This window comes from Cellulomonas edaphi (assembly GCF_030362815.1).
Taxonomy (GTDB): domain Bacteria; phylum Actinomycetota; class Actinomycetes; order Actinomycetales; family Cellulomonadaceae; genus Cellulomonas; species Cellulomonas edaphi.
In genome coordinates this window covers 962,260-975,933 of the sequence record NZ_JAUCGR010000002.1, presented here as the reverse complement: position 1 = coordinate 975,933, position 13,674 = coordinate 962,260, and the positions used below count along the sequence as shown (strand labels likewise).

At 72.8% G+C, this 13,674-nt stretch carries 11 protein-coding genes; 4 read left to right on the top strand and 7 right to left on the bottom strand.

The window, feature by feature from the left end; translation table 11 throughout:
• The first annotated feature begins 32 nt into the window (after window positions 1-32).
• Both hemQ and QRT05_RS10665 read left to right on the top strand, forming a co-directional pair.
• On the top strand, window positions 33-734 hold the full coding sequence (gene hemQ / locus QRT05_RS10670; protein ID WP_289447214.1) for a hydrogen peroxide-dependent heme synthase: 702 nt from the start codon (window positions 33-35) through the stop codon (window positions 732-734).
• 85 nt (window positions 735-819) lie between these two features.
• The gene (locus QRT05_RS10665) at window positions 820-1,263 is read left to right on the top strand and encodes an META domain-containing protein (RefSeq protein ID WP_289447406.1); all 444 of its coding nucleotides are present in this window, start codon (window positions 820-822) and stop codon (window positions 1,261-1,263) included.
• Window positions 1,264-1,323: 60 nt separating this feature from the next.
• Here the strand turns inward: QRT05_RS10665 and QRT05_RS10660 are convergent, their stop codons facing one another.
• Window positions 1,324-2,610, bottom strand: coding sequence for a Glu/Leu/Phe/Val family dehydrogenase (locus QRT05_RS10660; protein ID WP_289447213.1), 1,287 nt, complete (start codon window positions 2,608-2,610; stop codon window positions 1,324-1,326).
• A 229-nt stretch (window positions 2,611-2,839) separates the two neighbouring features.
• Between QRT05_RS10660 and QRT05_RS10655 the strand changes: the two genes are divergently transcribed.
• Complete coding sequence (locus QRT05_RS10655; RefSeq protein ID WP_289447212.1) at window positions 2,840-6,121, top strand: bifunctional proline dehydrogenase/L-glutamate gamma-semialdehyde dehydrogenase; 3,282 nt, start codon at window positions 2,840-2,842, stop codon at window positions 6,119-6,121.
• A 1-nt stretch (window position 6,122) separates the two neighbouring features.
• Here the strand turns inward: QRT05_RS10655 and QRT05_RS10650 are convergent, their stop codons facing one another.
• The 5 genes from QRT05_RS10650 to QRT05_RS10630 form a co-directional block, all read right to left on the bottom strand.
• Window positions 6,123-7,160: a LacI family DNA-binding transcriptional regulator gene (locus tag QRT05_RS10650; protein WP_289447211.1), complete on the bottom strand. Its 1,038-nt coding sequence runs from the start codon at window positions 7,158-7,160 to the stop codon at window positions 6,123-6,125.
• 181 nt (window positions 7,161-7,341) lie between these two features.
• Window positions 7,342-8,265 carry a carbohydrate ABC transporter permease gene (locus QRT05_RS10645; protein WP_289447210.1) on the bottom strand — a complete coding sequence of 308 codons (924 nt, stop codon included), beginning with the start codon at window positions 8,263-8,265 and terminating at the stop codon, window positions 7,342-7,344.
• Window positions 8,262-9,272: a carbohydrate ABC transporter permease gene (locus QRT05_RS10640; protein WP_289447209.1), complete on the bottom strand. Its 1,011-nt coding sequence runs from the start codon at window positions 9,270-9,272 to the stop codon at window positions 8,262-8,264. The genes QRT05_RS10645 and QRT05_RS10640 overlap by 4 nt, the downstream gene beginning before the upstream one ends.
• 95 nt (window positions 9,273-9,367) lie before the next feature.
• Complete coding sequence (locus tag QRT05_RS10635) at window positions 9,368-10,690, bottom strand: ABC transporter substrate-binding protein (protein ID WP_289447208.1); 1,323 nt, start codon at window positions 10,688-10,690, stop codon at window positions 9,368-9,370.
• Between the two features lie 317 nt (window positions 10,691-11,007).
• On the bottom strand, window positions 11,008-11,526 hold the full coding sequence (locus QRT05_RS10630) for a DUF2505 domain-containing protein (protein ID WP_289447207.1): 519 nt from the start codon (window positions 11,524-11,526) through the stop codon (window positions 11,008-11,010).
• A gap of 111 nt (window positions 11,527-11,637) precedes the next feature.
• Between QRT05_RS10630 and QRT05_RS10625 the strand changes: the two genes are divergently transcribed.
• On the top strand, window positions 11,638-13,119 hold the full coding sequence (locus QRT05_RS10625) for a sensor histidine kinase (RefSeq protein ID WP_289447206.1): 1,482 nt from the start codon (window positions 11,638-11,640) through the stop codon (window positions 13,117-13,119).
• A gap of 199 nt (window positions 13,120-13,318) precedes the next feature.
• On the opposite strand, the gene QRT05_RS10620 is transcribed toward QRT05_RS10625, so the two are convergent.
• Window positions 13,319-13,567 (bottom strand): WhiB family transcriptional regulator, encoded by a 249-nt coding sequence (locus QRT05_RS10620; protein WP_055912771.1) that lies wholly within the window; start codon window positions 13,565-13,567, stop codon window positions 13,319-13,321.
• Window positions 13,568-13,674 lie beyond the last annotated feature (107 nt).

The following is a 13,674-nucleotide window of genomic DNA, read 5'->3' as shown; positions in this document are numbered from 1 at the left end:
CTCCTGCTTCCCGTTCTCGAGAGGACCCTCGCGTGACCCACCCGCCCGTCGACGCCGACGCCCTGAACGCGACCGTGCGCTACACCATGTGGACGGTCTTCTCCCTCGAGGACGTGCTCCCCGAGGACGACGACGAGCGCGGCCAGCTCGTCGCGGAGGCCCTGCGCGCCGTCGAGCGCGAGGGCCTCGTGGTGCGCGGCTGGTACGACGTCGCGGGCCTGCGCGCGGACGCCGACCTCATGGTGTGGTGGCACGCGGAGACGATCGAAGAGGTGCAGGGCGCCTACCAGCGCCTCCGGGCCAGCGCCCTGGGGCGCTATCTGCTGCCCGTGTGGTCGGTGGTGGGCCTGCACCGGGCGGCGGAGTTCAACCGGGCGCACGTCCCGGCGTTCCTGGCGGGCGAGGAGCCGGGCGACTACATCTGCGTCTACCCGTTCGTCCGCTCGTACGACTGGTACGTGCTCCCGGCCGACGACCGCCGACGCATGCTCGTCGAGCACGGGCAGGCCGCGCGCGACTACGCCGACGTCCGCGCCAACACGGTCTCCGCGTTCGCGCTCGGCGACTACGAGTGGATCCTCGCGTTCGAGGCGCCCGAGCTGCACCGCATCGTCGACCTCATGCGCGACCTTCGCGCCACGGACGCGCGCCTGCACGTCCGCGAGGAGGTGCCGTTCTACACCGGGCCGCGCGTGGAGCTCACCACGTGGGCGGATCGCCAGCCCCGCGGCTGACGGCTCCCCTCCTGCGCGGCGGCCCCTCCCGCGCGGCGGCGGCCCCTCCCGCGCGGCGCGGCGAGGTGCCAGGATCGAGGTCGTGATGCGACTCGTCGGGACCTGGATCGTGACTGCGCTCGACGGGCGCCCGACGCCGGCCGACGAGCGGCACTGCCCGTGGCTGACGTTCGACGGCGACGGCCAGGTGTTCGGGCTGGGCGGCGTCAACCGCATCCGCGGCACGTGGGCGGTCGACGGCGACGCCCTCACGTTCGGGCCGATGGTCTCGACCCTGATGGCGGGCCCGCCCGAGGCGATGGAGGCCGGGCAGGCGCTGCACCGTCTGCTGGCCCGGCCACTCACCCTGCGCGCCGCGGACGGCGCTGCGGCGCGCTCGGCCGACCCGGCGCTCGAGCCCGACCCGGCGCTCGAGGCAGACCCGGCGCTCGAGCCCGCCGCGGCGGGCGTGGGTCGCCCGACGCACGTCGACCTGGTCGCGGACGACGGCGCGTCGATCGCGCTGCCCCGCACCGCCGCCCGGAGCTGAGCGGCCGACGTCGCCCACGCCGCTCCGGGCGGGCGCGGGCGACGTCGACGAGCGGCCGGCCTAGGGGTACAGGCCGCGGATCTGATGGGCCTCGGCGACGCGGCGCACGCCGATGACCAGCGCGGCGTCACGCAGGGTGATCCCCTCGCGGCGCGAGACCGCCGACACGGCGGCGTACGACGCCGCCATCCGCAGCTCGAGGCGCTCGGCGATCTCCTGCTCCGTCCACCAGTACGCCTGGTTGGCCTGCACCCACTCGAAGTAGGACACGATGACGCCACCGGCGTTGGCCAGGATGTCGGGCACCACCACGATGCCGCGCTCGGCGAGCACGCGATCGCCCTCGGTCGTGGTGGGTCCGTTGGCGGCCTCGACGACCCACCGCGCCTTCACCCGGCCCGCGGCGTCGGCGTCCAGGACGCCCTCGACGGCGGCGGGGATCAGGACGTCCACGTCGAGCGCCAGCAGCTCGGCGTTGCTCACGGGCGTGCCGCCGTCGAACTCGGCGACCGCGCCGCCCGCCGCCACGTGCGCCAGCAGGGCGGGCACGTCGAGACCGTCGGACGCCTGCACACCGCCGTGCTCGTCGCTGACCGCGACCACGCGCGTGCCGGCCTCGTGCAGCAGGCGCGCCGCGTGCGAACCCACCTTGCCGAAGCCCTGGATGGCGGTGGAGACCTCGTCGAGGCGCACGCCCGCGTCCGCGAGGGCGGCCGCGGCGGCGTGGACCACGCCCTGCGAGGTGGCGGTGGCCCGCCCCAGCGAGCCGCCCACGGCCAGGGGCTTGCCGGTGGTGACCGCGGCGATCGTGTAGCCCATGTTCACGGAGTACGTGTCCATGACCCAGGCCATGGTCTGCTCGTTGGTGCCGATGTCCGGGGCCATGATGTCCCGCTCCGGGCCGATGATCGGCATGATCTCGCTCGTGTAGCGCCGGGTGACCCGCTCGAGCTCGGTCGAGCTGTACCGCGAGGGGTCGATCGTCACGCCACCCTTGGCCCCGCCGTAGGGCACGTCGACCACGGCGCACTTCCAGGTCATCCACATGGCCAGCGCGCGGACCTCGTCGACGTCGACCGACGCGGAGTACCGCAGCCCGCCCTTGCCGGGACCGCGGGAGATGTTGTGCTGCACCCGGTAGCCCATGAACAGCTCGGTCGAGCCGTCGTCGCGGCGCAGGGGGATGGCGACGTTCATCTCGCGGCGTGGCGTGGCGAGCATGCGGTGCAGGCCGTCGTCATAGCCGAGGATCTGGACCGCCGACGCCAGCTGGGCGTGTGCGGTGTCGAGGGCAGAGCCAGCCGCGCCGGGGGTGGTGGCGGGCGTCGTGCGGACTTCGTCAGGCATGGGTGTCCTTCCGATGCGAGCGTGCCGGCCCGGATGGCCGGCCTCGTCGCCGACCGCGGTGCTCCGTGCCGCGACCCCACCTTGCCACCGACGAGCGCTCGCCGTGCCCTGGCCGACGCGACTCGCCGCGCCAGGGCCGGCGGGCCAGACTGGGCCCGGGACGTGCGCACCCAGCGCGCCCTTTCACCGTGACGGCGCGGGCGACCCCCTCGTCGTGCCGAGGAGGACCATGACCGAGCTCGACGACCTCGTACCCCGCGCGCTCGCGCTCGCCCACTGGTGGCTGGACGCGACGAGCGAGGGGACGGCAGCCGGACCCGCACGCGAGCGGCGGACCGCGGCCCGCCTGGGCGCCCTCGTCGCGGATCCCGCCGGGCTGGAGCTCGCAGTGCGCTTCGTCGACCGCGTGGCCCGGCCGCGTGACCTGCACGTCGCCGCGCGAGAGCTGGCTGCCCTGGGCCGCGCGGCCGGTTCCGCCTCGTTCCTCGGGCCCGTGGACCGCGCGCTGCTCACAGTCGGGACGCGGGTCGCGCCCGTCGCGCCCGGCGTCGTGGTGCCGGCCGCCCGTGCCAGGCTGCGGCAGCTGGTGGGTCACCTCGTCGCGGACGCGGGTCCGGGTCTGGGGCCGCACCTGGCGCGGATGCGCGCGCAGGGCTTCCGGCTCAACCTCAACCTGCTCGGCGAGGCCGTGCTGGGGGAGCAGGAGGCGGCCGCCCGGCTGGCACGGCTGACCGAGCTGGTCCAGCGGCCGGATGTCGACTACGTGTCGGTGAAGGTCTCGGCGGTCGCCAGCCAGCTCTCCACGTGGGACACCGAGGCGAGCGCGGCACGCGTGGCGGATCGCCTGGTCCCGCTGTACCGGGTCGCCGCGGAGCACGGCACGTTCCTCAACCTCGACATGGAGGAGTACCGCGACCTCAGCCTGACGCTGCAGGTGTTCCGCCGGCTCGCGGCCGAGCGGGAGCTGCTCCACGCCCCCATGGGCGTGGTCCTGCAGGCCTACCTGCCCGACGCGCTCGCGGCGTACGACGAGCTCGCCGACCTCGCGCACGAGCGGCGGACCGCAGGTGGCGCGGCGCTCAAGGTGCGCCTGGTCAAGGGCGCGAACCTGGCGATGGAGCGGGTCGACGCCGAGCTGCACGGCTGGCCCCAGGCGCCCTACGGCACCAAGGCCGAGGTCGACGCCGCCTACCTGCGCCTCGTCGACCGCGCGCTGGACCGCGACCGCACGGAGGTGCTCCGCGTGGGGGTCGCCAGCCACAACCTGTTCCACGTCGCGGCCGCGCACGTGCTCGCCGGGGCACGCGGCGTCGGCGACGCGATGGATGTCGAGATGCTGCAGGGGATGGCCCCCGCCCAGGCGCGTGCTGTGCGCGACGACGTCGGCGAGGTGCTGCTCTACACGCCCGTGGTGGCGCACGACGACTTCGATGTCGCGGTCGCCTACCTGGTGCGCCGGCTCGAGGAGAACGCCGCGGGCGAGAACTTCCTGCACGCGCTGTTCGCGCCCGAGGACGGACCCGACGGGAGCGACGGCGCGATGGGCACGCAAGAGGCCGCGTTCGTGGACGCCGTCCGGCACCGTCACGCCGTGTCGGCGGTGCCCCGGCGCGACGACCAGCGTCGGCACGAGGGGGCCACCTTCACCAACGTGGCCGACACCGACCCGTCGGTCGCGGACGCGCGCGCCTGGGCTCGTGGGCTCGTCGTGCGGCACGTCGCCCCGCCGGAGGGTGCGCTCCGCGTCGAGAGCGTCGAGGACGTGGACCGCGTCGTCGCCCGGGCGGTCGCGGCGTCGCGCTCCTGGTCCGCCACGCCCGCACGCGAGCGGGCTGCCGCACTCCGCCACGCCGGAGCCGCGCTCGAGGCCGCACGAGGGGACCTCGTCGCGGTGATGGTCGAGGAGGCGGCGAAGACCGTGGCCGAGGCCGACCCCGAGGTCAGCGAGGCGGTCGACTTCGCGCGCTATTACGCCGACCGGGCGGACGAGCTCGACGGCATGCCCGGCGCGGTGTTCGAGCCGCAGGGGGTCACGGTGGTGACGCCGCCGTGGAACTTCCCCGTCGCCATCCCGGTGGGTTCGGTGCTGGCCGCCCTCGCAGCCGGGAGCCCGGTGCTCATCAAGCCCGCCCCGGCCACACCCCGGTGCGCGCAGGTGGCCATGGCGGCCGTCGCGAGCGCCCTGCCCCCGGGGGTGCTCACGGTCGTGCTCAGCCCCGAGGACGAGGTCGGACGACGCCTCGTGACGCACGAGGACGTGACGCGCGTGCTGCTGACCGGCTCGATCGAGACCGCCGAGCTGTTCGCCGGGTGGCGGCCCGACCTGCAGGTCATGGCGGAGACCTCCGGCAAGAACGCGCTCGTGGTGACGCCGTCGGCCGATGTCGACCTCGCGGTCGCCGACGTCGTGCGCTCAGCCTTCGGCCACGCGGGGCAGAAGTGCTCCGCCGCATCGCTGCTGATCCTGGTCGGCTCGGCGTGCACGGACGACCGGCTGCGCCGCCAGCTCGCCGACGCCGTGGCGTCGTTGCGGGTGGGTCCCGCCGCCGACCTGGCCACCGGGATGGGCCCCCTGGTCGAGCCGGCCGCGGGCAAGCTCCGGCGCGCGCTGACGACGCTCGACGAGGGCGAGGAGTGGCTCGTGGCTCCCCGACGCCTGGACGACGAGGGGCGCTGCTGGACCCCCGGCGTCCGGCACGGCGTGCAGCCGGGCTCGTGGTTCCACACCACGGAGTGCTTCGGCCCGGTGCTGGGCGTGATGCGGGCGCGCACGCTCGACGAGGCCATCGAGTGGCAGAACGCGGTGGCCTTCGGGCTGACCGGCGGCCTGCACTCGCTCGACGAGCGGGAGATCGAGCACTGGCTGGAGCACGTCGAGGTGGGCAACGCCTACGTAAACCGGCACATCACCGGTGCCGTCGTGCAGCGTCAGCCGTTCGGCGGGTGGAAGGCCTCGGTGGTGGGTCCGGGTGCGAAGGCGGGCGGACCGCACTACGTGGCGCAGCTGGGTGCGTGGCGTGACGGGCCGGACGTGCCGGGCGACGACGACGCGTGGCTCGCCTGGGCGAGCGCCGACGACGAGCGCGCCTGGGCCGAGACGTTCGGCGTCGAGCACGACCCGAGCGGCCTGCGCGTCGAGTCGAACGTGCTGCGCTACCGCCCGCTGCCGTCCCTGGTGCTGCGGGTGCGCGCGGGCGCTCGGGAGCGGGACGTCGAGCGCGTCCGGCACGCGGCCGTGACGGCGGGCGTGCCGGTCGTCGAGAGCACGGCCCCCGACGAGGACGACGCGGCCTTCGCGGCGCGGGTCGCGAGCGGCGCCGTCTCGGGCCGCATCCGGGTGGTCGGCGGCGCGGAGCCGGCCCTGCGTTCCGCCGCGGCGACGCGCGTGGCCGAGGTGACCGTGCTGGACGGTCCGGTGCTGGCGTCGGCCGACCGGGAGCTGCTGTCCGTGCTGCGTGAGCAGGCCGTGAGCCGCACCCGTCACCGCTTCGGGCACCTGCCCGCGGCGTGAGTCAGGCCGAGGCCCGGCGCACCAGCTCCGGCTCGAAGATCAGCGGCTCGACGGGTGTCGGCATGCCCTGCAGCTGAGCCAGCAGGCGCGCACCGGCGGCACGCGCCATCGCCGCGACGGGCTGCACCACGGTGGTCAGCGGGGGAGTGGTCGACGCCGCGACGCCGATGTTGTCGTAGCCGACCACCGCGATGTCCCCGGGGATGTCCTTGCCGGCCTCCGCCAGCACGCCCATCGCGCCGGCGGCCATGAGGTCGGACGCGATGAAGATGCCGTCGATGTCCGGGTGCCGCGCCAGCAGGTCGCGCGCCGCGGCCGCGCCCGACGCGATCGTGAAGTCGCCGTACACGACCGCGTCGTCGGGCATGCCCGCCGAGGCCAGCGCCGCGCGCCAGCCGATCAGGCGGTCGATGCCGGCCGACATGTCCTCGGGCCCGGCGATCGTCGCGATGCGGCGGCAGCCGCGCTCGATCAGCGCCTGTGTGGCGAGCGTGCCGCCCGCGACGTTGTCGGTGTCGACGTAGTTGACGCCCACCACCTCGGTGGACAGGGGCCGACCGACGAAGACGTTCGGGACGCGCGAGGTGAGCAGCGCGCTGTCGAGGTCGTCGGAGCGGTGGTGCGACACGACGACCGCGCCGTCGACGTGCCCGTTGCGCAGGTAGCGCAGCGTGCGGTCGGACTCACCGGGGCGGGCGATGACGAGCACCACCTGGATGTCGGAGTCGGCGAGCGAGGAGCTCAGTCCGTTGAGGGTGCCCGCGAAGAACGGGTCGGACAGCACCCTCTCGTCGGGCTCGGGGACCACGAGCGCGATCGAGTCGGTGCGCTTGGTGACCAGCGAGCGAGCCGCGCGGTTGGGGGTGTACCCCAGCTCGGCCACGGCCGCGTCGACCGAGGCCTGCGCCTCGGGGGAGACCCGCAGGCCGCCGTTGATGGCTCGCGAGGCGGTCGAGCGCGAGACTCCTGCGCGCTCGGCGACCTGCTCGAGGGTGGGGGTGACGGGGGGCGCCTCGTCCTGCCGGAGCGTGGGGTTCACGCCGGGCTCCCTTCCGTGCGAAGTGTGGGCAGCAGCGTCCGGACGGTCCGCGCGGCGATGCGCTTCCCGGTACGCGCTGGGTGGATGGCGGACCTGGGTGCGGTGCCGTCGGGACCGACGGCGGCGGCGCCCGGTGCGCGGTCCACCTTACGACCGCGCACCGGGGCACCGGCGGGGGAGATCACCCCTTGACCGCGCCCTGCATGATGCCTGCGACGAGCTGGCGGCCCGCGACGATGAACAGCATGAGCAGCGGGATCACCGACAGGACGACGCCGGCCATGACCAGCGACATGTCCTTGAAGAAGGTCCCCTGGAGAAGCTGCAGGGCGACCGGGAGCGTCGGGTTCGACGAGCCCAGGATGATGAACGGCCAGAAGTAGTTGGTCCACGACGTGACGAACGTGAACAGGCCGAGCATCGTGGCAGCCGGTCGGGCAGCCGGGAGCGCGATGCTCCAGAACGTGCGGATCATCGACGCGCCGTCCACGCGGGCGGCCTCGATGAGCTCGTAGGGGAGCGCGCTCTCCAGGTACTGCGTCATCCAGAACACGCCGAACGCCGTCACGAGGCCCGGCACGATCACCGCCTGGATCTGACCGATCCAGTCCAGCTGCTTCATGATGAGGAACAGCGGCACCACGCCGAGCTGGGTCGGGACCGCGGTGGTCGCGATGACGAAGACCAGCAGCGGGCCACGACCGCGGAACCGCAGCTTGGCGAAGGCGAAGCCGGCGAGCGTCGAGAACAGCACCACGGACAGCGACGTGACGACCGCGATGATGACCGAGTTCTCCACGGCCTTCCAGAACCCGATGTCGGACTCCAGCACGCGCTTGATGTTCTCGATCAGGTGCCCGCCGGGGATGAGCGACGGGATGGGGTGCCGCGCGATGTCGTTCGCCGTGGACGAGGCCAGCAGGAACGCGTAGTACAGCGGGTAGAACGAGATCGCGAGCGCGAGGGTCAGCAGCGCGTACGTGACCCACCGGGGCCGACGCTCGGACCCGCTCCCGCTCGTCGCACGGTTGCGCTTGCGGGCGGCGCTGCGCGCGGCGCCCTTGCCGGCAAACTGCTCGATCGCGGCGACGGACGGGGCGCTCATGCTCGGACCTTCTTTCGCTTCTTCTCACCGGCGGACTGATCGGACGCGATCCGCCGCGTGATCATCAGGTTGATCAGAGCGATCACCAGGATGATGAGGAACAAGATCCACGCGACTGCCGACGCGCGGCCGAAGTTCCGGTTCGTCCAGCCCAGCTGGTAGATGTAGTTGGTCACCGTCAGGTACTGCCCGTCGGCGCCGCCACGGCCGTCCTGGTCGAACAGGCGCGGCTCGTCGAAGATCTGCAGGCCGCCGATGGTCGACGTGATGATCACGAAGATCATGGTCGGCCGCAGCATCGGGATGGTGATCGAGAAGAACTGCCGCACGCGCGTGGCGCCGTCGATGATGGCGGCCTCGTACAGGTCGCGCGGGATGGCCTGCATCGCGGCGAGCAGGATCAGCGTGTTGTACCCGGTCCACCGGAAGTTGACCATCGAGGCGATGGCGATGTGGCTCGGCAGCACGTCGGCGTGCCAGCCGATGGTCGGCAGACCCAGGTTGGTCAGGATCTGGTTGATCGTGCCCGACTGGTCGGCGAACAGCTGGCCGAAGATGAGGCTGACGGCCACCGGCGCGACCACGTAGGGGACGAGCACGCCCATCCGCCAGAACGTCTTGGCGCGCAGGTTCGCGTCGAGGATCGCGGCGAGCACGAGCGCGATGATGATCTGCGGCACGGAGCTCAGCAGGAAGATGCTGAAGGTGTTGCGGACGGACTTCCAGAACGTCTCCGAGTGGAGCACCCAGTCGTAGTTCTTGAGGCCGACGCTGTCGCCCTGGCCCTTGATCAGGTCCCAGTCGTGGATGGACACGAACGCCGTGTAGAGCAGCGGGAAGAGCCCCACGACGAGGAACAGGATGAAGAACGGGGAGATGTAGAGGTAGGGGGAGAGCTTGACGTCCCAGCGTCCGAGCTTCTGCGAGAACCCGACGCGCCGTTGCTGCCGGTCCCCGTCCTCGCCGGACGTGGGCCCCGCGAACTGCGGGGTCTGGGTGCTGGTCATGGAAGTCCTTCGGGGCCGAGGCGGGCTGTGCTGTGCGTGTCCGGGCTCGGGGGGCGGGACCGTGAGGCCCCGCCCCCCGAGTGCTCAGGACATCGTCAGCCGAGGTCCTTGACGGCCGTCTCGAACTTCTTCCACGAGTCCGCGGCGGAGTCCGACTTGGTCACGTCGACGCGGGTGTACGCGTCGCCGAGCGCCTGGTTGATCGCGAAGTAGTGCGAGCCGCGGTACGGCTGCTTCTCGATCGGGGCGAACCGGTTGGAGAAGATCTGGCCGGTCGGGGCGCCACCGAAGTAGGCGTCCGTCTTGCCGGTCACCGACGGGTCGGTGGTGGCGGCCGTCTGGCTCGGGAAGTTGCCGTACTGGACGAAGATCTTCGCGGTCTGCACCGGGTCGGTCAGCCAGTCGGCGAGCGCCTTGGCGGCGTCGGCGTTCTTGCCCTTGGCAGGAACGAGGAGGAACGAGCCGCCCCAGTTGCTGGCGCCACCGGGCATGACGTCGGCGACGTCCCAGTTCTTCTGGTCAGGCGCGTTGCCGGTGATGATCTGCGTCATCCACGGCGGGCACAGCTGGGTCGCGAAGGCGTCCTTGGCGAAGGCCGCGTTCCAGTCCGGGGTCCACTGCTGCAGGTGCGCGGACTGGGCCAGGACCTTGTCGCTCGTGAGCAGGTCGTAGACCGGCTTGATCTGCGAGTCGGCGTCGAGCGCCGTGATCTCGTCGGTCTCCGGGTTCTCGAACGGGGCGTCGAGCTGGTTGACCATGCCCTGCGACAGCGCGCCGATCGAGTCGAACCACGCGGCGCCGGTCTTCTTGGACATGAACTTCTCGCCCAGGGCGAAGTAGTCGTCCCACGACGTGCCGATCGCCTTGGCGACGGACTCGCGGTCGGACGCGAGCCCGGCCTTCTCGAACAGGTCCTTGCGGTAGCAGATGGCCTCGGGGCCGGCGTCCGTGCCGTAGCCGATGAGCTTGCCGTCGGCCGTGGTGCTCAGGGCGGACTTCCAGGCGGGCCAGCGGTCCTTGACCGTGTCCGACGCGAGGTCGAGGAAGTAGTCGGGGGTCTCGAGCAGCTCCGGCATCCAGTCGCTGTCAGCAGCGATGATGTCGTCCTTGACGGTGTCGGCACCGATCGCGGTCTGGACCGCCGCGCGGGCGTCGTCCGACTTGGCAGCCTTGTCGTCGACGATCGTGATGTTCGGGTGCAGCGACATGTACTCCTTGTACAGGTCCTTGTAGCCGAACTCGTTGAACGTGGCGACCTTGAGCGTGATCTTCTCGGTCGAGGCGGCCGACTCCGAGGACGACGCCGAGGACGACGGGTCGTCGCTGGAGTTGCTGTCGGAGGAACACGCAGAAGCGAGCAGGGCGATGCTCGCGACCCCGGCCGTGACGGCCAGGAACTTGCGGGTGGTCTTGCGCACTATGACTCCCTTGTCGGTCGGACGGCTGCGTCGCCGTACCTGAACGCCGAGGGCCGTCCGTCTGCGATGACGGACCCCCGACGTGGGCCTGATGGACCCGGCCTGGGAGCGCTCCCCTCCGCAGTTGCGGGAGCGTTCCCACGCGCTGGGGTGAACTGTTGTCCCGGGGCGTGGACGTGTCAAGGATGACGCGGCCATGAACGGGTGTGGTAGCGATCCCACACCTGCGTTTGTGCAGGTCAGAGCGTTGCAAGCCTCGGCCCGCGTTACCGAATCGTTACGGCTCGTGACCTGCCTGAGACGGTGTCAGGGGGTGGTCAGGCCTCGTCGGCGGGGGCCGCGGCGAGGCGTCGCCGGGCCACGTCCGCGATGACCTCCAGCGCCGACCGGATGGCCCCGGCCGCGGCCTGCTCCACGGCGGAGCCGAACAGGGGGATCGCGGCCTTCAGCTCGCCGTCGTAGGTGACCGTCGACGCCGCCGGGCCGGCCGGGGCGATCGTCGCGTCGCCGGTGAGGCGGACGGGCGCACCGGCGATCTCGACCACCACGGTGCCCGCCCGCGACCCGTCCGGCGTCGGCGCCTCCCAGGCGTCCACCTGCCGCACGTCGATGCGGTTGCCCACGAAGCCGCGCACGTGGGCGGGGATCTGGTCGGCAGGCAGGGCCCGGCGGCTCGTCACCGTGAACGGACCCTGCGGGGGCTCGCCCGTGACGTCGACCTGCTCGTCGGTGGCCCCCGCGGCTCGCACGGTCTCGCGCACGAAGTCGGGGTCGGCCAGGAGGCGCGCGGCGCCGTGCGCGTCCGTGGCCAGCTCGAGGCTCAAGGTCAGGCGCACGGGTTCCCCCTGGTCGTGGCGGCGAGGCGGGCGCCTGTGCGCGCCCGATCCCGAGGCTAGCGCCGCGCGACGACGTTCGTGCGGCCCGGTGCGCCCGCCTAACCTGTGACCGTGCCTACGCTCAGCGATCTGGTCTCCCGCCACGCCACCACCGTGGACGCCGCCGACGTCGAGTGGCTGCACCTGCTCGTCGGCGACTGGCAGGCGGTCTCCGACCTCGCCTTCGCCGACCTGGTGCTGTGGCTGCCCACCGATGCCGGGGACTTCGTCGCGATCGCGCAGGCGCGGCCGTCCACGGGTGCGACGGTGCACTACGACGACGTCGTCGGATCCCACGCTCCCGAGGGCCAGCGCCCGCAGCTGCAGCGTGCCCTCGAGGAGCAGGCGCCGCAGCGCTCGCGCGAGCCGCGCTGGTTCGGCGCCTACGCGGTCCGCGAGGAGGCCGTGCCCGTGGTGCGCCAGGGACGCTCGGTGGCCGTGATCGCGCGGCAGACGAACCTGGGCGGCACCCGGACCCCGAGCCGGCTCGAGCTCAACTACGTCGAGGCGGCCGACGACATCTTCGGGATGATCGCGCGCGGGGAGTTCCCCGCGCCCGACGCCCCCACCGGACCGCGGCGTGGTGCGCCCCGCGTCGGGGACGGGCTGGTGCGCCTGAACTCCGAGGGGGAGGTGCTCTACGCCAGCCCCAACGCGCTGTCGTGCTTCCACCGGCTGGGCGCGCTCGGGGACCTGGTGGGCCGGTCGCTCGTCGAGGTGACCGCGGACCTCATCGAGCAGCAGGCCACCGTCGACGAGTCGATGCCGCTGGTGCTCATGGGACGCGCGCCGTGGCGCACGGACGTCGAGGCGCGCGGCGTCGCGCTGTCGCTGCGCGCGGTGCCGCTCACCGAGCACGGCCAGCGCATGGGTGCCGTGCTGCTGTGCCGTGACGTGTCCGAGCTGCGGCGGCGCGAGCGCGAGCTCATCACCAAGGACGCGACGATCCGCGAGATCCACCACCGCGTGAAGAACAACCTGCAGACCGTGGCGGCGCTGCTGCGGCTGCAGTCGCGGCGGATGTCCTCGCCCGAGGCGCGCGACGCGCTCGCGGAGGCCATGCGGCGCGTGGCGACCATCGCGCTGGTGCACGACACGCTCTCGCAGACCATCGACGAGACCGTCCCGTTCGACGACCTGGTGGGTCGCAGCCTGCGGCTCGCGGCCGATGTGGCGACGGCGAGCACGCAGGTCAAGACCACCGTGCACGGCACCTTCGGCTCGATCCCGGCCGACGACGCGACCGCGCTCGCCCTGGTGCTCACCGAGCTGGTCACGAACGCGGTCGAGCACGGCCTGGACGGCCGCCAGCACGGCACGGTCGACATCACGGTGGACCGTGACGGCGACGAGCTCCGCGTGGTCGTGGCCGACGACGGCGCCGGGCTGCCCGTCGACCGCGGGGCGGGGTCCGGGCTGGGGACGCAGATCGTGTCCACGCTGGTCACCAACGAGCTGCGCGGCAGCATCGAGTGGGGCCCGCGCGAGGGTGGTGGGACTGCCGTGGTCATCGAGGCAGTGCTGCGGACGGCGCGCGACGCGGCCGTCTCCTGACGAGCGCGCTCCACGGGCCCCGTCGGCGGGGCTGACGGGCGCGCTGCCCCGGCTGTGGACGGGCGTGACGCGCGCGCTGCCCCGGCCCAATGGACCGGATGGACGCGCGCAGACACAGCGACGGACCGGTCGCTGCTGCGATCCGGTCCGTCGTGGAGGCCTGGGGACGAGCCCGGCCTCGGTGTGCAGGGTGGAGCGGTCAGCCCGCCCGGCGCTGGCGCGCGGTACGGCGCTTGAGGGCGCGGCGCTCGTCCTCGGAGAGGCCACCCCAGACGCCGGCGTCCTGGCCGGTCTCGATGGCCCACTTGAGGCACGTGTCGACGACGGGGCAGCGGCGGCAGACGGCCTTGGCCTCGTCGATCTGGAGGAGGGCCGGGCCGGTGTTGCCGATGGGGAAGAACAGCTCCGGGTCCTCGTCCAGACACGCTGCGCGGTGGCGCCAATCCATGGTTGCTCTCCTTGGCCGCACGACCGGGCTGCCCCGTGGTCAGGGCGCGCGGCAAGTCGTGGTAATAGGGGGTGGGGGAAGTGCTCTCACTAGAGTCACATCCCGCA

Bases quoted from the DNA above. Each gene is read 5' to 3' on its own strand.
- QRT05_RS10665 (WP_289447406.1), top strand. From the start codon at position 820: ATGCGACTCGTCGGGACCTGGATCGTGACTGCGCTCGACGGGCGCCCG.
- QRT05_RS10660 (WP_289447213.1), bottom strand. From the start codon at position 2,610: ATGCCTGACGAAGTCCGCACGACGCCCGCCACCACCCCCGGCGCGGCT.
- QRT05_RS10655 (WP_289447212.1), top strand. From the start codon at position 2,840: ATGACCGAGCTCGACGACCTCGTACCCCGCGCGCTCGCGCTCGCCCAC.
- QRT05_RS10645 (WP_289447210.1), bottom strand. From the start codon at position 8,265: ATGAGCGCCCCGTCCGTCGCCGCGATCGAGCAGTTTGCCGGCAAGGGC.
- QRT05_RS10640 (WP_289447209.1), bottom strand. From the start codon at position 9,272: ATGACCAGCACCCAGACCCCGCAGTTCGCGGGGCCCACGTCCGGCGAG.
- QRT05_RS10620 (WP_055912771.1), bottom strand. From the start codon at position 13,567: ATGGATTGGCGCCACCGCGCAGCGTGTCTGGACGAGGACCCGGAGCTG.